Origin of the sequence: Paraferrimonas sp. SM1919 (genome assembly GCF_010993985.1) — a bacterium.
In the GTDB taxonomy this organism is placed as follows: domain Bacteria; phylum Pseudomonadota; class Gammaproteobacteria; order Enterobacterales; family Shewanellaceae; genus SM1919.
This window is the reverse complement of record NZ_WINH01000007.1, coordinates 37217-58809: the sequence shown is the minus strand read 5'-3', so window position 1 is coordinate 58809 and position 21593 is coordinate 37217. Positions and strand designations below refer to the sequence as shown.

17 protein-coding genes and 2 tRNA genes are annotated in these 21593 nt (G+C 41.7%); 9 read left to right on the top strand and 10 right to left on the bottom strand.

Annotated features, from left to right (window positions below; translation table 11 throughout):
• Positions 1–75: 75 nt before the first annotated feature.
• Together ndk and GFB48_RS05865 are read right to left on the bottom strand one after the other, a co-directional pair.
• The gene (gene ndk / locus GFB48_RS05870; protein ID WP_163932544.1) at positions 76–501 is read right to left on the bottom strand and encodes a nucleoside-diphosphate kinase; all 426 of its coding nucleotides are present in this window, start codon (positions 499–501) and stop codon (positions 76–78) included.
• 81 nt (positions 502–582) lie between these two features.
• Positions 583–1179, bottom strand: coding sequence for a glutathione S-transferase family protein (locus GFB48_RS05865; protein WP_163932541.1), 597 nt, complete (start codon positions 1177–1179; stop codon positions 583–585).
• Positions 1180–1263: 84 nt separating this feature from the next.
• Between GFB48_RS05865 and GFB48_RS05860 the strand changes: the two genes are divergently transcribed.
• Genes GFB48_RS05860 through rluF form a run of 3 tightly spaced genes read left to right on the top strand, consistent with a single transcriptional unit; the run spans position 1264 to position 3011 of the window.
• Entirely contained in the window at positions 1264–1602 is a 339-nt protein-coding gene (locus GFB48_RS05860) for a YajD family HNH nuclease (RefSeq protein ID WP_163932538.1), read from the top strand.
• Entirely contained in the window at positions 1602–2060 is a 459-nt protein-coding gene (locus GFB48_RS05855) for a YaiI/YqxD family protein (protein ID WP_163932535.1), read from the top strand. Before GFB48_RS05860 ends, GFB48_RS05855 begins: the two co-directional genes overlap by 1 nt.
• Positions 2061–2099: 39 nt before the next feature.
• Complete coding sequence (gene rluF, locus GFB48_RS05850; protein WP_163932532.1) at positions 2100–3011, top strand: 23S rRNA pseudouridine(2604) synthase RluF; 912 nt, start codon at positions 2100–2102, stop codon at positions 3009–3011.
• Here rluF and GFB48_RS05845 read toward each other — a convergent pair.
• From GFB48_RS05845 to GFB48_RS05830, 4 genes are read right to left on the bottom strand one after another with little or no spacing between them, the layout of a single operon-like run.
• Positions 3008–3478 carry an NYN domain-containing protein gene (locus tag GFB48_RS05845; protein ID WP_163932530.1) on the bottom strand — a complete coding sequence of 157 codons (471 nt, stop codon included), beginning with the start codon at positions 3476–3478 and terminating at the stop codon, positions 3008–3010. The two genes, rluF and GFB48_RS05845, sit on opposite strands and share 4 nt — an antisense overlap.
• Entirely contained in the window at positions 3471–3929 is a 459-nt protein-coding gene (gene rimI / locus GFB48_RS05840) for a ribosomal protein S18-alanine N-acetyltransferase (RefSeq protein WP_163932527.1), read from the bottom strand. Before rimI ends, GFB48_RS05845 begins: the two co-directional genes overlap by 8 nt.
• Positions 3929–4297: a DNA polymerase III subunit psi gene (locus GFB48_RS05835; protein ID WP_163932524.1), complete on the bottom strand. Its 369-nt coding sequence runs from the start codon at positions 4295–4297 to the stop codon at positions 3929–3931. The genes rimI and GFB48_RS05835 overlap by 1 nt, the downstream gene beginning before the upstream one ends.
• Before the next feature lie 59 nt (positions 4298–4356).
• Positions 4357–5052: an SDR family NAD(P)-dependent oxidoreductase gene (locus GFB48_RS05830; RefSeq protein WP_163932521.1), complete on the bottom strand. Its 696-nt coding sequence runs from the start codon at positions 5050–5052 to the stop codon at positions 4357–4359.
• Between the two features lie 133 nt (positions 5053–5185).
• On the opposite strand from GFB48_RS05830, the gene GFB48_RS05825 reads away from it, so the two are divergent.
• From GFB48_RS05825 to GFB48_RS05815, 3 genes are all read left to right on the top strand, one after another.
• Positions 5186–5968, top strand: coding sequence for an arylmalonate decarboxylase (locus GFB48_RS05825; protein WP_163932519.1), 783 nt, complete (start codon positions 5186–5188; stop codon positions 5966–5968).
• A complete protein-coding gene (locus tag GFB48_RS05820; RefSeq protein ID WP_163932516.1) occupies positions 5965–6822 on the top strand; it encodes an oxaloacetate decarboxylase in 858 nt (285 codons plus the stop codon). The genes GFB48_RS05825 and GFB48_RS05820 overlap by 4 nt, the downstream gene beginning before the upstream one ends.
• 150 nt (positions 6823–6972) lie before the next feature.
• Entirely contained in the window at positions 6973–9546 is a 2574-nt protein-coding gene (locus GFB48_RS05815) for a TonB-dependent receptor (protein WP_163932513.1), read from the top strand.
• 76 nt (positions 9547–9622) lie between these two features.
• On the opposite strand, the gene GFB48_RS05810 is transcribed toward GFB48_RS05815, so the two are convergent.
• Both GFB48_RS05810 and GFB48_RS05805 read right to left on the bottom strand, forming a co-directional pair.
• Positions 9623–12772 (bottom strand): TonB-dependent receptor, encoded by a 3150-nt coding sequence (locus GFB48_RS05810; RefSeq protein WP_163932510.1) that lies wholly within the window; start codon positions 12770–12772, stop codon positions 9623–9625.
• Positions 12773–13073: 301 nt separating this feature from the next.
• Complete coding sequence (locus GFB48_RS05805; RefSeq protein ID WP_163932507.1) at positions 13074–16238, bottom strand: TonB-dependent receptor; 3165 nt, start codon at positions 16236–16238, stop codon at positions 13074–13076.
• 258 nt (positions 16239–16496) lie between these two features.
• Between GFB48_RS05805 and GFB48_RS05800 the strand changes: the two genes are divergently transcribed.
• Positions 16497–17288, top strand: coding sequence for a S1/P1 nuclease (locus tag GFB48_RS05800; protein ID WP_163932503.1), 792 nt, complete (start codon positions 16497–16499; stop codon positions 17286–17288).
• Positions 17289–17371: 83 nt separating this feature from the next.
• On the opposite strand, the gene GFB48_RS05795 is transcribed toward GFB48_RS05800, so the two are convergent.
• The gene (locus GFB48_RS05795) at positions 17372–18094 is read right to left on the bottom strand and encodes a SapC family protein (protein ID WP_163932500.1); all 723 of its coding nucleotides are present in this window, start codon (positions 18092–18094) and stop codon (positions 17372–17374) included.
• Positions 18095–18440: 346 nt separating this feature from the next.
• Between GFB48_RS05795 and GFB48_RS05790 the strand changes: the two genes are divergently transcribed.
• Both GFB48_RS05790 and GFB48_RS05785 read left to right on the top strand, forming a co-directional pair.
• Positions 18441–18516: transfer RNA gene (locus GFB48_RS05790), tRNA-Phe, on the top strand.
• A gap of 190 nt (positions 18517–18706) precedes the next feature.
• Positions 18707–18782, top strand: a tRNA-Phe gene (locus GFB48_RS05785).
• A 717-nt stretch (positions 18783–19499) separates the two neighbouring features.
• Here GFB48_RS05785 and GFB48_RS05780 read toward each other — a convergent pair.
• A complete protein-coding gene (locus GFB48_RS05780; protein WP_163932497.1) occupies positions 19500–21449 on the bottom strand; it encodes an AsmA family protein in 1950 nt (649 codons plus the stop codon).
• Between the last annotated feature and the right edge of the window lie 144 nt (positions 21450–21593).

Sequence of the window (21593 nt, the reverse complement as noted above, 5' to 3'; positions counted from 1 at the left end):
AAGCACTATAACTGCCAGCTTTTAATAAAAAAAAGGGAGCTAAGCTCCCTTTTTAGTATAATTTATAGCAATTGCTTATCTTGGACAGATCTCATTGTCAGTAAAGAAGTAAGCAATTTCTCGTTCCGCAGATTCAACCGAATCAGACCCATGTACCGAATTTTGCTGCATCGAGCGAGCAAAGTCTTTACGAATCGTCCCCTCTGCAGCAGTTTCAGGGTCAGTCGTACCCATTACTTCACGGTACTTTGCAATAGCGTTTTCACCTTCTAGCACTTGAACCATAATTGGCGCACTAGACATAAATTCAACAAGAGTAGGGTAAAAAGGACGGCCTTCATGCTCAGCATAGAACCCTTCTGCTTGCGCTTTGGTTAAGTGCACCATTTTCGCGGCAATAATTTTTAAGCCAGCGGCTTCAATGCGCTGGTAGATACTACCGACTAGATTACGGATTACGGCGTCAGGCTTTACAATAGAAAAAGTGCGTTCAATAGTCATTTTGGCTCCGGCCATTTCGTTATAATTCACTATTCGGCGTCATTATAATCAAATAGTTCACTATTGAACACTATTTAAGAGCTAAATAAATTTCTGGATTGCATCACTTTGAGAAATAAAATTTGGCAACACTTCTATCCTCTTAAGCCAAGCTGTTACATTGGGAAACTCAGTCATATCGATACCTAGGGTATCAACACCTGCGATATCGGCATATAGAATAAAGTCTGCGATGGTCAGTTTATTGCTTGTTATGTAATCATGTTGCGCTAACGCATCGCTTACTTCAACCAAGGCACTATGGCCTTTGGCGAGCATCGCATCAAAGGCATTCTGGTTTGACGGATTGATACCCTCAATGGTTTTTAACTCTTTAGCAGCAGCCAGTGTTGGACGTACCTGCCCTTGCTCAAAGTACTGCCACTGAAGCGTTTTCAGCATTGGCCAACGTTCTACTGGAAAAAATTGAGTCCCAGAAACTAAGAAAGTTAAAATGGCATTTGCTTCATATAAGACTTTACCATCATCTAATTCCACTCTGGGGCATATTTGAGGCTGCTCATCTTCGACGTCTTGCAATTGATCTTGATGGTGCCAAGTATGGGGGATTTTTAATAATCGTAGTAATAATTTGATACTGTAACTGTCACTAAACCTCAAATCGCCATAGATATTCATAATTTCCCCTGTAAATATTTGCTCAACTCAAACTGAATACTTATAGTAGCTAAAATTTTTACAGATTATAAAGTGAATTCAACAATGGCTGTCATCCCTAATAACTATGCTCAACTTGAACAAGGCTACCGTGATAAAGCATTAAAACTGTTCCCATGGGTTTGTGGACGCTGCGCTCGTGAGTTTCAATACTCTAATCTTAAAGAATTAACCGTTCATCACATTGACCATGATCATACAAATAATCCGAATGATGGCTCTAACTGGGAGCTGCTGTGTTTATACTGCCACGATAACGAGCATGAAAAATATACCGATGCAGCACGCTTTGGTAGCCATGTAGAGGCTGGGGCTGACTTAAAGACTGAAGCAGCGACTCACAACCCTTTTGCAGACCTTAAAGCTATGATGGGTAAAAAATAATGGCGGCGATTTGGGTGGATGCCGACGCATGTCCAGTCGTCATAAAAGAAATTATTTACAAAGCCGCAGACCGTACTCAAACCCAAACCACACTCGTGGCTAATCACGCCCTACGCACGCCTCCATCGCGTTTCATCAAGGCCATGCAAGTCAATAAAGGGTTTGATGTCGCTGATGATGAGATCGTCAAACGTGTGAACCCCAATGATATCGTCATCACCGCCGATATACCGCTGGCTAGCGAGGTTTTAGCCAAAGGTGCTCACGCGATCAACCCTAGAGGGGAGCGCTATACTGAACATAATATTAAGCAGAAACTTAATATGCGTGATTTTATGGATACCATGCGCGCAAGTGGTGTACAAACCGGTGGCCCAAGCAGCCTAAGTCACAGCGATCGAATGTGTTTCGCTAATACCTTAGATAGTCTGTTAACTAAGCTAAAGAAAACGCTATAATAGAAGCGTTTTCATTTCATACTGTAAAAAGGCACTTCAGTGACCGATATTCGCTTAAATAAATTTATTTCTGACTCTGGCTTTTGTTCACGCCGCGAAGCAGACCGCTTTATTGAACAACAAAAGGTCACACTTAATGGCCGTGTGGCGGAAATGGGCACCCGCGTCAAACCTGGGGATAAAGTACTTGTTTCTGGTAAATTGATTAAAGCCAGTGCTAGCAATAAATCGGATCGTGTCTATATTGCCTACAACAAGCCTATCGGTATCACCTGCACCACAGAGCGTCATATTAAAGGTAATATTATTGATGCGATTGGTCATCGCCAAAGAATTTTTCCTATCGGACGATTAGATAAGCCTTCTGAAGGGTTAATCTTTTTAACTACCGATGGTGATATCGTAAATAAGATTTTGCGTGCTGAAAACGCCCATGACAAAGAATATGTCGTCACCGTTGATAAAGCCATTACCGACAGTTTTGTTAAACGCATGAGTTCGGGGGTGCCAATCCTAGGCACGGTAACCAAACGCTGTAAGGTAACCAAAGTCAGCGACCATGTATTTAAAATCATTTTGACTCAGGGTTTAAACCGTCAAATTCGTCGGATGTGTGAGTTCTTAGGTTATAACGTGACTAAGCTAAAGCGAACTCGCATTATGAATGTCACTCTCGGCAAGTTGCAGCCCGGTCAATGGCGCAACCTAAGCACCGAAGAAATGAATGAGATTAACCAAGCAGTAGCAGGCTCCAGCAAAACCTCCGTTAAAGTGGATCAAGCTAATGCCCCGCAGCAGCCCAAGGCGAAACCGCAAAAGCCAAAAGTAGATTCCAAATCGCCTTTAGCTAAGTATCACGCTAACCATAAGTCTAACACAGACAATAAACGCAGTGATGGGCCAAGCTTCAAGCCAAAATCTGGCGCCAGCTTCCGACCTAAAAAGCGTTAAAGGAGTAGATCAGCACTGATTTCTTGGTAATGGTCGCAGGCTTTAATCAAGCTTGTGGCGGTGAGATTCGGTGCTGAAATCACGCGAGTTTTAACACCGAGGCTGCGCAACTTATCCAGTAATATAGCAAAATCTCCATCCCCAGATAGCAGCACCACTTCGTCGACCTTGGTTGCCAAATCGAGCATATCAATGGTTATGCCTACATCCCAATCCCCCTTAGCACTGCCATCGGCGCGACTTATAAAAGGTTTTAATTTTACTTCAAACCCTATATGTCTGAGGGCATCTTGGAATTTAATTTGACCGTCATCACCCTTATCGATGGCGTAGGCATAAGCATGAGTAATATCACCATACTGAGTGAGTTGCTGCCAACATTTGCGGTAATTAAACGACCCGCCTAGGCTCTCTTTACAGGTGTAATAAATATTTTGTACATCAGCAAACACCGCCAGCTTAGTCATGGTTTAACTCCCACATCATTATTTGTGCATCTTCCTTGGTTTGCCCTAGGGTTTTATAGTAATTCTTACGAAGCCCCATAGCTTCGAACCCCATTTTTTGATAAAGCTTTATCGCCCTATGGTTGCTTGCCCGTACTTCAAGGAAGACTTTTTCTACTTTATTAGCTAAATAATACTGCTTAAGCTGGGCCATAAATGACACTCCAAATCCATTTCCTTGGTAGGCTGGATCGATACAGATATTGAGTAGATTGGCTTCTTCAAAAAGAATTTGATTCACACAGAATCCTATTAATTGATTATCTAGATAGAGGCCTAAAGTATGGCCAAATTTATCATTTAGGCTCGACTCTAATAATGACTGTGACCAAGGGATTTTGTGAGCACGCGTTTCGATTCCATACAACAGGGCAATATGCTCAGCATTCAGACGTTTTATCGATAATACCATTAACTGATTGCTTTTAACTTATCCCAAAGCAAACGCTTTTGCTCTGGTAAGTGGTTAAGGGCACTGAGATCAGCAGTCACAACCGCACCTTGGTAATCGGCATCAATTGCCCAAACCAATTGCTTATTTGGAAATTTAGTCGCTATCGTCTGGGTTTGCTGGGTCACTTGCCATTGGTTGGGGAGGAGTTTGGCAGCTTTAATGATGTTTTTAAAAAGCGCTACATCGATCAATTGATCTCGAGAAAGCTCGCTAATGACGACCAGCTTAATGGCCGGTTCAGACGTGATTGTTTCAGCGAGTCTGTCTGCCTGACTTTTTAAGCTCCAACGGGTTATGCCCATTTTATCTAAAATTTGCTCTCTCAAAATCTTGCCCTTTACCCTAGTGTTTATTCAACCATAATAACAAGCTCATTATTTTTTCTCTACCAAGGATAGACTTCACGCTCTCGGTAAAAGCCGCCTGTTGGACCGTCTTTAGCTAATGTTGCCAACCAAATGGCCGTGTCCGCGCCCTGCTCTGGTGTTAACGGCGCACCTTCCCCTCCTAAGGCTGTTTTTACCCAGCCCGGTGCAGCGCTATTGACCTTAATATTTGAGTAATCATTCAATTCTAATGAGAGCACTTTAGTTAAGGAGTTTAAGGCATTTTTGGAAGCACGATAAGCCAAAGTATTGCCCATTTGCATTTCGTTTAATGAAGCTAACTCACTGGATATATTAACAATTCGGCCATATTTATGACTTTTCATAATGGGTAACACTTGTTGGGTCAGATTCACTTGAGCAAAAAAGTTAATTTCAAAAGTGTGCTTGAGTACAGCCATATCAAGATCCTGAATAGGCACCCACTGATCTTCGGCCACCCCAGCATTATTAATGAGAACATCAACTCTGCCTAGGCGGCTAATTAGCAGCTCTAAATTATGGATGACGGCCATTTCATCGGTAATATCTAGGGCAAGGGTTTCAGCGCTTTTGCATTGGCTGGCGGTTTGTTCGAGCCCCTGTAAATCACGGCCTATTAGCACTAAGTGCATCCCTTTCTCTGCCAAACCAATAGCGATGGCTTGACCAATGCCTTTACTGGCACCAGTCACAATAGCAACCTTATTTGCCATGTATTCCCCCCAATAACTTGCAGATCTTAAACGATCTTTTTTAGTAAAAATTAAATTTCAGCTTTACTCTAACGCAACTTTAGATTTAATGTTATAGCTATATGACATTTTAATGCATTCTAGGAGCTCAAAGATGGCGGTTGATTATTATGGGTATAGAAAAAAGTTTGCGTTGCTGGTGCCAAGCACCAACACCGCAGTAGAGGTTGAATACAACATGATGCGCCCAGAGGGTGTCGTGTTAGCCACTCGAGGGTGTGTGATCCCGCCATTTAAAGTCACCAATGAAGCAGAATTTGTTGCCATGGTTGAAGCCATTGGTGCAGCAACAGAGCAAGGTTTGCGTGACGCCCTAACCTGTAAACCTGACCATGTCATTTTTGGGTATTCCGCCGAAACATTCTGGGATGGTAAAGAGCGTTCTGATCGAGAGTTTAAACGTTATAACGATATTGCCAATGAAGTAGGCAACTGTAATGTAACATTCGGTGCTCAGGCGATTTTAGATGCCCTAAGCTGCTATCCAACTGTACGTAAAATTGGTGTGGTCACCCCATACATGCCTGTCGGCGATAATATGGTAGTTAAGTTCTTAGCGGATATCGGTTATGAAGTAGTGACAATTAAAGGTCATAACTCGCCAGGGCCAGTAGAAATTGCCCATGAAAGCTTTGCTAAAACTCGCGCTTTGGTTGCACAGGTAGACTCTGAAGAAGTAGATTTAATTTTACAAGCTGGCAGCAACCTCTACTTTGTTGAACTGGCGGCCAAGCTAGAACAAGAATTAGGCAAGCCGGTACTGGCGATTAATGCCCTGACTTTCTGGCACGCCCTACGCAGCAATGGCATTAATGATCGTATTCACGGCTTTGGCTCATTGCTGTCTGAGCATATCGAAATCCCTTCTAAAGCATGATTTCACTTAAGCAGAAGCTGCTTCAACCTGGGGTAATAAAAGCCCCAGGGGTCTATGACGGTATGACGGCACTGCTGGCCCAACAGACTGGATTTGAAGCCGGCTTTGTTTCTGGCGCTGGTATTTCTCTAGCTCGATTTGGTTCTCCTGACTTGGGTTTAGTCTCTATGTCGGAAGTCGCTACCTGTGTCAGTCAAATGCGTGAACGGGTCGAATTGCCTTTGATTGTTGATATTGATACCGGTTTTGGTAACGCCATCAATACCGCCCGTACAGTGAAAGTGCTAGAACGCGCAGGTGCCTCTGCGCTGCAATTAGAAGATCAGCTTATGCCTAAACGCTGTGGTCATCTCGCGGGTAAACAGGTAATAAGTAGCGAAGAAATGGTCGGTAAAATTCACAGCGCCTTAGATGCCAGACAAGCGAGTGACACCTTAATTATTGCCAGAACTGATGCCTTAGGGGTGAATGGTTTTGAAGATGCAATCGCTAGAGGTCAGGCTTATTTAGAAGCAGGAGCGGATATGTTATTCATAGAAGCGCCAAAATCCCTGGCGCAGATACAAACCATTGCCAAACTGTTTTCAAATAAAGCGCCGTTAGTGCACAACTTAGTCGAGGCGGTCAATTCTCCAGTGAATGATGCTAACCAGCTTGAGCGGTTAAATTACAAGATCGCCCTATATCCATTAGCGTTATTAGGCAGCGCCATTGCCGCTCAAAAACGAACGTTAACGCACATTTATGACACAGGTGAAAGCCAATGCCAATTGCTACCTAAGGAGAATTTGACAGAAATCAATAATACAGTAGAACTATCTAAACTATTGGATTTGATGAAAAAATATATTTAAGTTAACAATAAGGACTGACTTAAAATTAACCAAAAATACAATTGACATAATGTAATAACATTTATACATTCAAGTATGAAAACATAAAACTAAGCCACAGCTGTTTGATGGTAGATAAATTATAAATACTCCACACCTGAGGTTAATGCTATGAAACACTACAAGGTACGTTATCCTGTTATTACCGCAGCAATTACAGCTGCTCTAGGTTGTAGCTGGTCGGCAATTGCTGCCGAAGCAGAGGATGCACAAGCTCAAGAAGATGCTGCCATTGAGCGCATCATTGTTACTTCCCGTAACAAAGAAGAATTGATCAACAAAATTCCGGTTGCCGTTAGTGCGTTCTCAGGTGATGACATTATTAAAAATAGCATTAACTCTGTTGAAGATGTGATTGCTCAAACTCCAGGTGTGACCTTTGATTCTACCGGTTCTGACGGTACTAACGGTCCCGTTATCCGTGGTCTAGCCCAGCCGGGTCTAGTCGGCGATGAAACCAACGTTGCGGTATTTATTGATGGCGTGTATGCCTCAGGCCGTGAAGCGGCGTTCATTCCTTTCTCAGGCCTAGAGCGTGTGGAAGTGGTACGTGGTCCACAATCGGCAATTTATGGTCGTAACGCCTTCGCCGGTGCGATTAACTATATTACTAAGGGTACTGCAGATGAGCTAACGGGTGGCTTTAACGTTACCCTAGGCACAGATAAGATGAGCAAAGTTGACCTTAACTTATCTGCACCTATTAGCGATAAACTGGGTTTCCGTTTAGACGCTGCCCGCCATGATAGCGGCTCAACCATTGAAAACATTAACCATATTACCGGTGATAAAATTGATGATCGCCTCCTTGGCCGTAAGAAAACCGATACCGTTAATGCCAAATTAAGCTTTGACCCAACCGATGATATAAATATCGTACTTGGTCATGCTTATACTAGCAGTCATGAAACACCACGAGCCACTGCCTATATTGATGCGAATGCAGGCATGAAAGATACCTTTGTAGGAACTTATTACCATCTTTATAAAGGTGAACTTAACCATGACCTCTGGAACTCCAACTTCACTGGTGTACCAACGGCTGCAACAGGTACCGACCAAGAAGTTAACCGTACCACTTTCAAGTTTGATTATACTGGTGAAGATGTAAACTTCACCTATTTAGCAGGTTTTAATAAGAGCAAATATAGAATTAACGTTGGTCAAATAGCTCCACAAGATGGCATGTTAATGATGCCTACAGCATTAGCTAATATTTATAGCCCGGTAAATATTTTAGATGTAGTTAATTCTGACTTTAGTGCATTCCCACCTCAGATGGTATACCTAGCTCAAGCTCCATTCCCTGGTGCACCAACACTTAGCGGGATGGCTATTGGGCCTTCGTTAATTGGTACTTTCGCTCATGGTTATGATATTGGTGGCCAACCAAACAAAGATCGTAAAGAATTTAGCCATGAAGTCCGTTTAAGTGGTGATATTGGTGATGTCGGCTGGGTAGTTGGTGGTTTCTACAGCAAACTAAACCTAGATGACTGGTTACACTATGCTTTTGTCCCAGTCACTACCATGACTCAAAATGGCCCATTAACGGCTGAAGATCAAGCAGCATTAGCAAGTTTCTTAGGTGAAATGCAAGGTGCTGATGGTAGCCTTCCAGTTCGTAAGTTCAATAACTACACGACTAAAACTCAGTCTGCTTTCTTTTCATTAGATTATGACTTCCTAGATGATTTTAACATCACCGCTGAAGGTCGCTACACTAAAGAAGAAAAAACGACAGATAACACAGTTGGTCTACAAGGCCCAGGCTCTGAAACTGGTTACCAATCTGGCGATTGGAGCTACTTCACTCCTCGCGTAACCGTTGATTACGACTTAAATGAATCATCACTGCTTTATGCCAACGTAGGTAAAGGGGTGAAATCAGGTGGTTTTAACGGTGGAGCAATGGGAGCTGAAGCTAAGTTTGAGCCAGAGGAAAACTGGACCTATGAGCTTGGTTTAAAAAGCTTCGTTATGGATGGCATGGTTAAATTTAACCTAGCCGCCTACTTTATCGATTGGGATAAACAACAAATTCGTACTTTTGCATCGAATGATAATGCGCAACTAAGCAATATTGTTGCCAACCTAGGTAAAACCGAAGTTAAGGGTATTGAATTTGATTCTCGAGTACAAATTAACGACTACTTTGGTTGGAACTTAGCTGTTGCATATAATGATGCTAAAGTGAAAGAAGGGGTGGTTCAGTCAGAATACGGCTACCAAGATACTGAAAACTTTAATATGGAGACTATTGATACGCCTATCTATGCATACCCTGCACCTGGCGCACCAATCGTAGGTTATAACAGTATTACTAATGGTGACATTTCTGGCACTACCATGCCACGTACATCTAAATGGACAACCAATTCCTCACTGGATTATAACCAAGTTTGGGGTGAAACCACTAGCTTCGCTAAACTAATTTTTGGTTACCGTTCAAGCCAGTTCTTAGACAACACCAACAGCACCGAACTTCCTGGTGTATGGTCGTCAAAGTTTACCGGTGGTATAGAACGTAACGGTTATCGCATCAGCTTCTTCGTTGATAACCTACTTAACGAAGATATTCCAACTGCAGGTTACGGTAAGTACATTTGGAATGGTAAACGCCAAAACGTAATTGAACCACGCATTGGCCGCCAAGCGGGCATCAGTTTTGCTTATCAGTTCTAATATTTGATTAGAAAAACAAAAGGGGCTACCAGTTGGTTGCCCCTTTTTATTGGGGATTATTTATATTCTAAAGCGATTAGAACTTGTACTTCACGCCAACTTTGATTTGCCACGCACTGCGGTTAGTACTTTGACCAGAGTAATTACGTAGGTCTAACTCATCATAACCATGTGGCATTGAGTACTTATAAGTACCTGTTTCTGGATTGTAATCGTAATCAACTAGCTTCTTAGATTGATAACCCACGTATTCTACACGGCCCCATTCATCGTTTAGGAAGTTAAGAACGTTAACCATAGTGAAGTAAGCTTCACCTTTATGCTCTTTAACAAACCCAGGAACCTCTTGAGTGAATTTGAAGTCTAACTGGTGAACCCATGGCATATTGTGAGTGTTTTTATCAATAATAGAACCTTTGTAACCGTCTAAGCCAAGTTCAGATACTGCACCCATAAAGGTATCGCAATCCATTCCTGAACCCCACTCGACATTCTTATCATCACAACCTGTAGGAATGTAAGGTAGATAGTAGCTTGAACCAGAAAAACGTGATTGGTCGCCTAAGTCACCATCACGCCATGAGCCTAGTACCCAGCTAAATGGCTTACCTTCACGGGCATCATAGAATAGGTTGAAGCTAGATTTATAGCCACTGAAAATCTCAGTGTTGTAACCTAGAGTCATGGTAATACGGTGTGGAACTTCGTGGTTACCTGTACCTAACGTGGTGCCATTACGGTCATACTGAACTGGAGTGTACTGGAAGTTAGAATCCGCAGTTGATGAAGAACCTTGGTTACCTTCTTGTACGCGGTTAGTCGCATAAGAGGTACGGAAACTCACACCGTTATCCCAGTTTTTAGCTAAGGTAAAGGCAAGAGTTTGACTATTACCATCCTTAGCAGCATTGGTAAACATGATATCGTAACGGTTAGTCTGTTCACCGGTTAGTGGATCGTGTGTTTCATATACTACACGGCCTGTATCATCGGTATGGCTGTAACGACGGGCAAGATCTACCCAAGCAACATCGTTCTCTTTTTGAATGTATAGGAACTCAGCACCAGCAAACCAATCTTCACCTAGAGCACCTAAGTCCCAGATAGAATCCACGGCAAAGTTTGCACGCCAATCTGAAGGCAATTTAAAGTTAGGGGCAAGTACGTTGGTGTTACCATCACCACCTACCATGCCATTGTGCGCTTGGTCAGGTACCTGTCCAAAATCAGGCGTACCCCACTCTGAGTTCCAACCACCGTTGTAAGACAGCAAAGTCGTACCATCATTTTGCAGTGAATTAGCAATCCAAACCGTTGGCATACCACCAGAGAAGCGGCCTACGCCACCTTTTAGGGTTACGTTATCAGTTGCAATGTAGTTAAAGCCGACACGCGGTAGAAAGATGTCATGACCATCTAAGCTCGTGGCATTAGAGAAACCGTAACGGTCTTCAAAGTTTTGGTTATGACGAGCGACAGAGTCAGTGCTAATACGCTCGTAACGCACGCCATAGTTAAGCTCTAGGTCTTCATTAACCAACCAAGTGTCTTCGACAAATAGAGCTAGCTTCTTCATGTTGATATTCGCTGCAAGCTCATCAACGTTACCAGAGGCAGCGTTTGAGTAATCAAAATTACCTACAACACCATTTTCAAAATCTTCTATAGAGCGGAAATTCCACTGGCCCATAACATTACGAGCATATAAATTGCGAATGTTTAGGTCATTGTATTGCACACCAAAACCAATAGTATGCTCATCTAAGAAGTAATCACCAGTAAATAGCACTTCTAGGTTTTGGTTATCTAACTCGTTGGCTTGACGAGAGTAGTCGGTACCAAAGCTGATCTCACCATCATTTACGCCAGTTTCAATGGTTACATGACCAATGTTTAGTGGATCAAGCGGGTTAGCACGCTTAGAAGAATCTTTATGAGAAACTTTAAATTCTGTAGATAAGTTTTCAGACCAATCCGAGTATAGATTTAATGCAAAAGTCTCTAAAAATTGCTCTTCGTTATACGCCATTGAAGTGGTGTTAATAGACTTAAAGCCTGAGGTATTGCGGGTTTCATTACCAACGGTGCGTTGGTAAGTCACTGCTGCACGGTGGTCATCGTTAATGTGCCAGTCGATTTTAGCAAGAATCTTTTCGTCTTCTTCCACTGGATCCATTTTGTAAGAACCAATGGTGTTTAGACCATATACATCTTTAGCGATTTGTTGTACACGCTCAAATTGCTCTAATGTTACTTCACCAGGAGCGGCATAACCTGAACCGGCAGGACCAATTGATGCTTCGCGTGGAGCATTGTATTTTTCGTAGGAACCAAAGAAAAATAATTTATCTTCAATCAGAGGTAGACCAATGGTACCGCCCCAAGTGGTTTCATCGAAGGTTTGATCAACTTTGGTACCATCACGTAGTTTTGAGTAACCAGCCATTGAGTCATTGGTAGTTTCCCAAAATAGTGAACCAGATACTTCATTGGTACCTGATTTGGTTACGGCGTTAATTTGCGCACCTTGGAAATCACCAATACGGGCAGAGAAAGGAGCAATATTTAACGCTACTGACTCAATGGCATCCATAGAAATTGGTGAACGTAGTGAAGGGTAACCACTCTTATTAAGACCAAAGTCATCATTTTGGGCAATACCGTCTACTACAAATGAGTTTGAACGAGGGTTCATACCGGCAACTGATAGGTTTAAACCATCAGTATCGAAAACCGCCATTGGGTTTTGCTTAACCACATCTTTAAGGTCACGGCTAATACTTGCTGAACCATCAATAGCACCACGACCGAAATAATTGGTATCACCAGCGACCTGATAAGCAGATGCACTACCACCCACGGCAATACGTTCAATAGTAGTTAACTCTAAAGCTTCGTTTAAACGGAAAGTCTCACCTACATTCAGGTAGATACCTTCGATGGTTTTTTGTTGTAAATCAGCTGAATCAACAACAATTTTGTATGGGCCACCAACTGGTAAATTGCGCGCACTAAAGTAACCTGCGTCATTAGTGGTCAAGTTTGTAATATTACCTGTTGGCTCATGGGTAATCACCACTGTTGCATTAGCTGCTACAGCACCATTGATATCAGTAATTTGGCCACGGATGTTAGAAGCGGTTTGGCTTGCTACAGCTTGAACGCTTAAGCCTAAGGATAAAGCTAACGCTACTTTAGTTAACTTGCTGTTTAAAAGTTTCATCATTTCCCCAATGAATGCAACGTGATATTGAAAACGGCGCAATAATACACAGGGAAAAATTACATTTTTAGCGAACTTTTCTTACAAACCGCGAAAATCATTAATAAAAACAATAAAAACCATATAAAACAATTACTTCAGCAATTATACCCCCCATTGGGTAGACACTTAACAAGTTCACGCAACCACCGAAAATTTAACCTAGATCACACAATTAAACGGTCGATTGTTTCCAACATGTTACTCCCAAGCAAACAAAAAGGCTGCCAATTGGCAGCCTTATATACAAGTTACTAACAACTAATTAGAATTTGTAGTCTACACCCACTCGTATTTGCCATACCGAGCTATTAGTGCGAATAGTTTGTGGGTTATCACCATCAAAGTTAGTAAATACATACTGGCCTTGATCGTTGATGTAAGCATCCACAACTGGATTGTTATACTCGAAGTTTACTTGACGACGAACACCCCAATCATCATTTAACATATTACCTAGGTTATAAATGTTAAAGAAAATTGACGCTCTGTGCTCAGGGGTAAACCCCTTGAACTCTTGACGAACATTCAAATCAACACGGCTCCACCAATCAGAGTTAAAGGCATTACGCTCTTGGATTTGACCACGGGTCATACCTTGCTCAGCGATTAATTGATTAAACCCATCTAAATCGAAATCAGCATCGTAGATAACGTTTGGATCATCCGTTGCACCTGGACCTGAAGGTACATATAACAAGTTACGATCTTCCCATGGAACAGTATCACCAAAGCCAGGATCCCAGTCGAAGTTATAGCTGTAAGCACGACCTTTCACACGTTGACCAAACATGCTGAAACGTGTCTCATAACCATCAAAGAACTCATGAGAGTAGCTTAGCTTTAAGGTGAAACGATGTGGCGTTTCGTAGTTTGAAGTGCCCACCGTTGGGTTATTAATATCTAACGTAGATAAATTACCAAAGTTTGAACCAGCAGTAGAGCTCGTCATTGGATGCACTTCTTGCATGTTTTGGTAAGTGTAACCAGCGCGTGCATTAAAACCACTCTCGAAACGTTTTTCAGCAAATAAAGTCCCTACAAATGACTGACCAGAGTCATTAGAGTTAGTTAGCATGTAATCAGGGTTGCTACGCTTAACACAAGCACCGCTTGGATTATCAACATCTGTGGCACAATTTGTATAAGTTGGACGACCATCAGGTGCAGTACCAGTGGCTTGTAAACGAAGATCCTGAACAATCGCTGGATTATTTTCTTTAGTAACAATAACGTCTGCACCTGTGAAGTAACCACCATCCCACTCCTTTTGAACACCTAGGTTAAACTTCCATAAGCCTGGAGCTTTAAAGTTAGGGTCAATGGTATTCACCTCACCGTCGCCACCGGTAAAGTAACGTGGATCCGTTGATAGTGCAGGCACTTCATAACCAAAGTTAGTTGTATTGGCTGCGTTTAACGCATCAAGCTCTTCTTGAGTATCTCCTTCAAAATTTGAACCTAAAATTGCCACACCGTTATTCGAGTAGTTATTAGAGATCCAAACATTTGGGTTACCGCCAGAGAAAAGACCTAAACCGCCGTAAACCATCATGGTTTCATCGGCAGACCAGTTAAAGCCAACACGGGGTTGGATTAAGTCAAAGTTTGGTGCGATAGCGTTGCTGAAACCATAACGGGTTTCAAATTTAGGGTTATGAGTTGGCTTGTCATCACTTTGCCACTTATCCCAACGTAAACCAAAGGTAAGGGTTAAGTCACTGTTTACTGACCAGGCATCCTGCACATATAAGCTGTAGTTAGCTAGGCTAAAGCTGGCTGCAGCATCATTAGCATTCAGGCTAGGCGCATTACGGTAAGTAATGTCAGAAGCGATACCATTTTCGAAATCTTCTAGGCTTGCGAATGTGAATAAGCCTTCACTTGAGTGAACGAATAGGTTGAAGAAGTCGTTCTGCTCACCTTCAAAACCAGCGGTAATTTGGTGATCACCCACTAGGTAGGTACCTGCAACCTTAAAAGTTAAAGTATCGTACTTTAACTTGTTGGCATGACGGTATTGATCAGGCCCCATGTGAATGTCGTAGCCATTCACATCTTCAATCTTGAATTCGCCAAAGTCTGGACGGCTAGTTAATGGCTTCTGGCCATTATCAATTTTAGAGCTGGCCACACGTACTTCTGTGCTGAAATCTGAAGACCAGTCCGAGAACAACTGCACGGCAACTGAGTCCATTTTATTTGAACGCTCATAAAAGTGATCAGAAAAAGCAAATCCGCGGGAGTTATTATCAGTAGTGCTAATGTTATTACCATTAGTGTGTTGGTAAGTCATTTGCGCACGATGGTCTTCGTTAATTTCCCAGTCTAATTTAAATAGGAATTTTTTCTCTTCTTCGTCGAAGCTGTTTACTAGTGGGCCAGTTTCATAGCCATACACATCACGAGCGGCATTAGATATACGTTGAACATCAGCTACGCTTAAGCCAACGTGCTCATTAGAAAATCCTGCTCCCTCTGGACCATATTCTACAATTTCACTTGGGGTATGCTCTTCATAAGCGAAGAAAGCAAACAGAGTGTCTTCAATAATTGGCGCGCCGAAAGTTAAGCCATAACGATATTCGTTAAACTTAGGAACGTCGAACTCATTGCCTTCAATTGAATTGCCTTGCATTTTGTCATTAGTGAAATCAACAAATACACTGCCTTCAATTTCATTCGAACCAGAGCGAGTTACTGCGTTAATCGCACAACCGCTGAAACCACCATAGGTTACGTCGAAAGGTGAAATTTCAACAGCAACTTGATCAATAGCATCAAATGGGAAAGGTAAACGTTCAGTTGGGTAGCCATTGTTGTTTAAACCGAAGTTGTCATTCATACGAATACCATCTACGGTTAAGCTGTTGTAACGGTTATTCGAACCGGCACATTGAATAGCATTAGAGTTGGTTTCATCGATCATGATACGAGGATCTTGAGCGATAACATCTTTAATATCACGAGTAACTGACGGCGCATTTTGTAAATCATCAAAACCAAATGAAGCCGATGCACCATTACTGTCAAAGTTTAAGTTGGTTTGACGAGCAGTCACTACGATAGTTTCAACGCTTGACTCTGCTAGTGCTAAATCTAAACCGTATTCTTCACCAAGCTTGATAAATACATCGGTTACTGTTTGATCGGCTAGATTATCAGAATCAAACTCTACCTTGTATGGTCCGCCAACACGTAAGCCTTTAAAGGTAAATATACCATTCTCATTTACGATTCCTGAACGAACCGAGCCTGTTGGTACGTGAGTAACAGTAACTTGAGTGCCAATAGCTGGACTACCATTTGGACCAGTAACCACACCACGCATAGATGATGAGGTTGAGTCAGCTAACGCGTAACCGCTTACGCCAAAAGTCAAACCAACGGCTAAAGCGACTTGGCTGAGTTTCCTATTCAATTTAGACATAGTCTTCCCTGTAAAGTGAAATGTATTTTTTTGAGGTAGTATTTTACCTTATGCAAGGTTACATTTTATTTACAGAGATTAGAATAAAAATTTACATACACGCAGCATTTATAACTCATACCTGTGATAAATGAATTTTTCTAGTGCATTACACTACCCTTCTAACCATTACTAGAATTATGATTTATCTAGAATTTTATTAAGTTATTGTCTTATTATTAGGTTATTCAGCTGCAAATACATGTTTTAGGAAGCATAATGCCAAACACAATAACAAAAGTTGCTCTTATAGCACTATCCATCTGCTCTACTGACGTTACGGCCTGGGGGCAAAATGGGCATAGGATTACGGGCGACATTGCCCAAAAGTATCTATCCACTGAGGCCACAAAGCAAATTACCGCAATCATTGGCGATATGCCTTTAGCTAGGCTGACCACTTGGCCAGACGAAATGCGCAGTAATCCTGACTGGGATCATGCCAAACCTTGGCATTATGTTTCTATTGATGATGGTAACACCATCGAACAAATGCAGCGCAACCCACAAGGGGATCTATTAACGGCACTTAAAAGCTACGAGAACCAACTTAAAGACCCTCGGTTAACACCCCAACAAAAGTGGCAAGCACTGGCCTTTTTTACCCATTTTTTAGGGGATTTACACCAACCTTTGCATGTGGGTCATAGCCATGACCTTGGTGGAAATAAAGTCAAAGTAAAGTGGTTCAATGAAGAAACCAACCTACACCGAATTTGGGATTCAAATTTAATCGAACATAAGCAACTCAGTTACACCGAATATAGCGCCTTTTTACCAGTAACAAAAAATGAACTGGAAACTTGGCAGAAGGGGAATTATCTGAGTTGGGCTTACGAATCAAAGGAGACCCGCGATGCTGCCTACGTTTTTGATAAACCAAGATATGAAGATCAAACTGGTCATTTAGCTGGCTGGAATTATGTATATAGAAACACCCCAATTGTTGAAACTCGATTAAAGCAAGCTGGGGTTCGTATTGCTTATAAATTGAATCAAATCTTTAAGTAGGTTTGTAAAAAAGTTTATTATCGCGCCTAAACTAAAAAGGCCCAACAGTGAAAACGGTTGGGCCTTTTTGGTCACTGTTGCTATTAAGCTTCGGCAGTTGCCTTTTCAGCTTCCATAGACTTAGCAATTAGACGATGCATTTGGTGCATTGAACCTAATTGAGTAAAGATTGGACCTAAGAAGCCGCGCTTACGTAGATCTGCAAATTGCTCATCTGAAAGTTCGTTTAGCTTCTTCTCATCAATCATGTTGATACCAGTAATATTACGCTTCTCACCATTGGTTTCCAGAGTAAAATCCTGTGCCTTAAATAGATCAAGTTCAGCAAGTGTTTTACAGAAAGCACGAGTAATTTGAGTGTACTCGAATTGAGTTACAAGAGCTTCTTTACGCTTAGCGAGTGCTTCAGACTCTGTACCATCTTCGTTAAATAGACGCTGGCCTGACTCTTTACTTACTAGGTCTGAGTCTTCAACAATAGCAACAAGCAGTTTATTTTCATCTTCTTGTGATGGCACAAGTGCTAATGGGTAATGAGTAATTGCTGCAGGTACATAAATACCCGGCCATTGAGACTTACCTGCGTATAGGTTTTGTTTTGACTTAAGGCCAAGCATTACCACAGGTTGGTATTCACCTGTGTTTTCATGCTTAATGAAAACAATTGGAAACTCAGCTGCTGCATTTGGAAATTCATGCACTACAACTGGAGCCATATGTTGAAATTCAACATGCTTAAAATCTGTAATTGGGTTTAGATGTACGTCTGCATGTTTGTTTTTATCTAACAGGGCTAAGCTTGACATATTTAATAATCCTTTGGCTTTATTATTCTTTTATATTTAAGTATGCACTATCAATAAAGTGCTTGCATATTGGCAATGATAACACCACAGCTTAAGTTAAAATTCAAACCCATATTGGGTTATTTATGAAAATTCATACTTCCCAAGCTTAACCGTTCAATCCTTGACCATAGAAAAATATGGGGATTTTTGTTGCCAATTACAAGCCTCCCTACACTCAATTAACTAAAAAAGCAGCAATCAGACTCATTAAAGGGCTGATAACAGAAAAACAGGTTGACCCTAAGCCCAAAAACAAGTTTAATAGCGCCCCGTTGAGAGACAAAAGTGAAAGCTTTTTCTTGAAGCCTCGATAGCTCAGTCGGTAGAGCAGAGGATTGAAAATCCTCGTGTCGGTGGTTCGATTCCGCCTCGAGGCACCATATTCAATTACATTGATGTGGCGTCATCGAACAACGTTCGATTAGAACCTACATCCATGTAGGTTGCCTTAAGGCCATCCTTCGGATGCTCAAAATTGTTCCATACAATTTTGTCCGCCTCGAGGCACCATATTAATGGAGCCTAAAACTCCAAACTTAGTTAACCGAAACTAAGCGCACAGATTGCTGTGCCTCGATAGCTCAGTCGGTAGAGCAGAGGATTGAAAATCCTCGTGTCGGTGGTTCGATTCCGCCTCGAGGCACCATTTATAAGAAAGCCCGGTATTTATATATCGGGCTTTTTTGCTATATAGCGCTGCTGTTAAGTAGGCGACATCGAACTTCGTTCGATTTATAAAGTACATCCTTGTACTTTACCCTACGGGGAGCTTAGCTCTACAAAATATCTTCCCTGTTATTTTGTCCGCCTCGAGGCACCATTTATAAGAAAGCCCGGTATTTATATATCGGGCTTTTTTGCTATATAGCGCTGCTGTTAAGTAGGCGACATCGAACTTCGTTCGATTTATAAAGTACATCCTTGTACTTTACCCTACGGGGAGCTTAGCTCTACAAAATATCTTCCCTGTTATTTTGTCCGCCTCGAGGCACCATTTATAAGAAAGCCCGGTATTTATATATCGGGCTTTTTTGCTATATAGCGCTGCTGTTAAGTAGGCGGCATCGAACTTCGTTCGATTTATAAAGTACATCCCTGTACTTTACCCTCCGGGGAGCATAGCTCTACAAAATAACTTCCCTGTTATTTTGTCCGCCTCGAGGCACCATTTATAAGAAACCTCTTCTTTTAAGAGGTTTTTTTATATCTAAATTTTTTATTTTTCGAGAAGGCGAACTCGAACTCCGCTCGATGCATAAAGCTACATCCCTGTTATTTTAAATGCTTGTTTATGCTTATACATAAAAAAGCCCCCAATAATTGCTATCCAACTATTGGGGGGCAGTTCATAAAGTGTAGCGCCCTAGCCTCCAAACAAACCTTTCAACCTGTCTTTTAAGCGATTTTCAATTTCTTGCTTAGCGCGATCTTGTAAGTACTGTTCAAGCTTTAATTCGTATTGAATATCATCCGTAGTGCCATATAAACGTACTGGTAATGTCGAGTTGTTGTGTTTCTCAGTCGCGGCTATATTCATATCAAATTCACCAGAAACGAGCTGATACCAACCATCGGCTGTCGCATCGACTTCATTACCCGTCATTCGCGTTTGAGAAACCACCGCTTTACCATCGACAAACTTCACTGAGGCTGACATGTTATCAAAGTTGAGACGGTTAGCTGGCAACTGCTTAGGTTTAGCTAAGGATTGATAAGCACTGAGTAATTGTTCACCCACCTTACCACCTTCGATACTGCCTTTTGTTAATTTAAGCTGACCATCACCATTTAATGAGTTCAGTAAACTGTCTTTATCTAAGCCCTTAGTGGTAAGTTTAAGCTGGCTATTTAAGCTTGATTTAACAACCTCTTGGGCCGCTAATTGATAACTTATTGGCGCTAGGTTTAAGCTCTCAATGGTTAAGTTTGCCTTATGACCTGCGTTCGGCGTCGCCAGTGCCAACTGCGCATCAAAACTTACATTGCCATCATAAAGTTTGGCTATAAAGCGCGGCATGGATAGCATTCCTTTATAAAGCTGAGCTTTACCAGAAAGACTATCGATCATCCAACCTTGTGCTTTTATGTTTGCTAAATTCAAACTAGCGTTAATGGTAAAAGATTCTAATGAGCTTAAATCAAGGGGTTGTTGATCATCTTCTTTACCCTTAGTTTCAATGGCCGGCTCTTCCTTTTGAAGGAGTAATGCATCTAAGTCCAATAGGTTTGAATCAACATTGAATTGGTAATTTTGTTGGGCTAAATCCGCTTCTACCTCAAGTTTTGAATAGATTGCTTTAGGGGATTCAAATTGTGCATCTGCACTAAATTTACCGTCATTAATAAGATAATCAGCATCAAACTTTAAAGAAAATGGTGTCTTTGGGTTAGCTAGACTTGGATTGGTTAGCTTGATATCTAGCACACTATTTTGCGCCTTAAAGGAAGAAAACGCTTTATCAATGGAAAACGGTATTTCACCATTTAACGCAACTTCATTTTCCCCACTCACCAGCTCACTTTGAATATTTAAAGTACCCACTTCATTAAAGTTAAAAGAAGCTAGGGCTAGTTCAAAACGTTTTAAATCAAGTTCAGCAGACTGTGCTTGCAGGCTGCCCTTAACATCTGAAAGGGCAAAGCTTTTAGGATCAGGTAACATCAAGCCAGAGGCTTCAACTTGAGCGGTTAACTCATCAACCACAATGTTGGAACGAAATGTAAATTGGTGCCACTGACTCATGCCTTGCTTAGCCAAGCTAAAGTGAACGCCACTTATTTGCTGGCTAACCCCTTTGGTTTCATCAATATAACTAAAGCTGGCGTCGTTGAGCTCGAGTAGTGCAATATCTAAATTTAGTGAGTTCGGAGATTGCTCAGTCTCAACTTCTACTTCCACATTAACATCAGCCTCAGTGACGTTAACGCCCTGCTCCTCAATAAAGTTGCTGCTTCCATCTTTGAGCTTTATTAGATTAACCTGTGGACGATTAACTCGAATAAGATCAACCTCTAACTGGCCCTGCAAAAGCGCCGCTAATGACAACTCTAATTCAACGCTCTCAAGCTGTGCCACTGGCTGCGACTTAGTCTCTGGGGCGTAGATAATGGTCTCACCAAGATTTAAACCAATGCTCGGAAACAGTTGCCAATCAATATTGCCAGGCATATCCAGCTGGTAACCAGAGTTTTGCTCCGCTTGCTCAGATAGCTGTTGTTTATAATCGTTAGGATCGACCGCTGCCACCAGCGCCAAAGCCGCGGCAATTCCAATAGCCACAGCCGCCAACAAAAGTAAGATTATTTTTTTCATATGTATTTTTTAAATCAACAAGTTAATATACTTATGATAGCCGATTTATTTTTGACTTTAAAATGATGCTTGATCGTTTATAAGCTGATAAATTCTAAATCTGCATTGTTTGCTAAGGAAAGCACATTGAACACTTATACAACA

What these genes read in the sequence shown, in the direction of transcription:
- GFB48_RS05845 (WP_163932530.1), bottom strand. Translation starts at nt 3,478, where the DNA reads ATGACTAAGCTGGCGGTGTTTGCTGATGTACAAAATATTTATTACACC.
- GFB48_RS05800 (WP_163932503.1), top strand. Translation starts at nt 16,497, where the DNA reads ATGCCAAACACAATAACAAAAGTTGCTCTTATAGCACTATCCATCTGC.
- GFB48_RS05825 (WP_163932519.1), top strand. Translation starts at nt 5,186, where the DNA reads ATGGCGGTTGATTATTATGGGTATAGAAAAAAGTTTGCGTTGCTGGTG.
- ndk (WP_163932544.1), bottom strand. Translation starts at nt 501, where the DNA reads ATGACTATTGAACGCACTTTTTCTATTGTAAAGCCTGACGCCGTAATC.
- GFB48_RS05820 (WP_163932516.1), top strand. Translation starts at nt 5,965, where the DNA reads ATGATTTCACTTAAGCAGAAGCTGCTTCAACCTGGGGTAATAAAAGCC.
- GFB48_RS05810 (WP_163932510.1), bottom strand. Translation starts at nt 12,772, where the DNA reads ATGATGAAACTTTTAAACAGCAAGTTAACTAAAGTAGCGTTAGCTTTA.
- GFB48_RS05815 (WP_163932513.1), top strand. Translation starts at nt 6,973, where the DNA reads ATGAAACACTACAAGGTACGTTATCCTGTTATTACCGCAGCAATTACA.
- GFB48_RS05865 (WP_163932541.1), bottom strand. Translation starts at nt 1,179, where the DNA reads ATGAATATCTATGGCGATTTGAGGTTTAGTGACAGTTACAGTATCAAA.
- GFB48_RS05780 (WP_163932497.1), bottom strand. Translation starts at nt 21,449, where the DNA reads ATGAAAAAAATAATCTTACTTTTGTTGGCGGCTGTGGCTATTGGAATT.
- GFB48_RS05830 (WP_163932521.1), bottom strand. Translation starts at nt 5,052, where the DNA reads ATGGCAAATAAGGTTGCTATTGTGACTGGTGCCAGTAAAGGCATTGGT.
- rimI (WP_163932527.1), bottom strand. Translation starts at nt 3,929, where the DNA reads ATGGTATTATCGATAAAACGTCTGAATGCTGAGCATATTGCCCTGTTG.
- GFB48_RS05855 (WP_163932535.1), top strand. Translation starts at nt 1,602, where the DNA reads ATGGCGGCGATTTGGGTGGATGCCGACGCATGTCCAGTCGTCATAAAA.
- GFB48_RS05860 (WP_163932538.1), top strand. Translation starts at nt 1,264, where the DNA reads ATGGCTGTCATCCCTAATAACTATGCTCAACTTGAACAAGGCTACCGT.
- GFB48_RS05805 (WP_163932507.1), bottom strand. Translation starts at nt 16,238, where the DNA reads ATGTCTAAATTGAATAGGAAACTCAGCCAAGTCGCTTTAGCCGTTGGT.
- GFB48_RS05795 (WP_163932500.1), bottom strand. Translation starts at nt 18,094, where the DNA reads ATGTCAAGCTTAGCCCTGTTAGATAAAAACAAACATGCAGACGTACAT.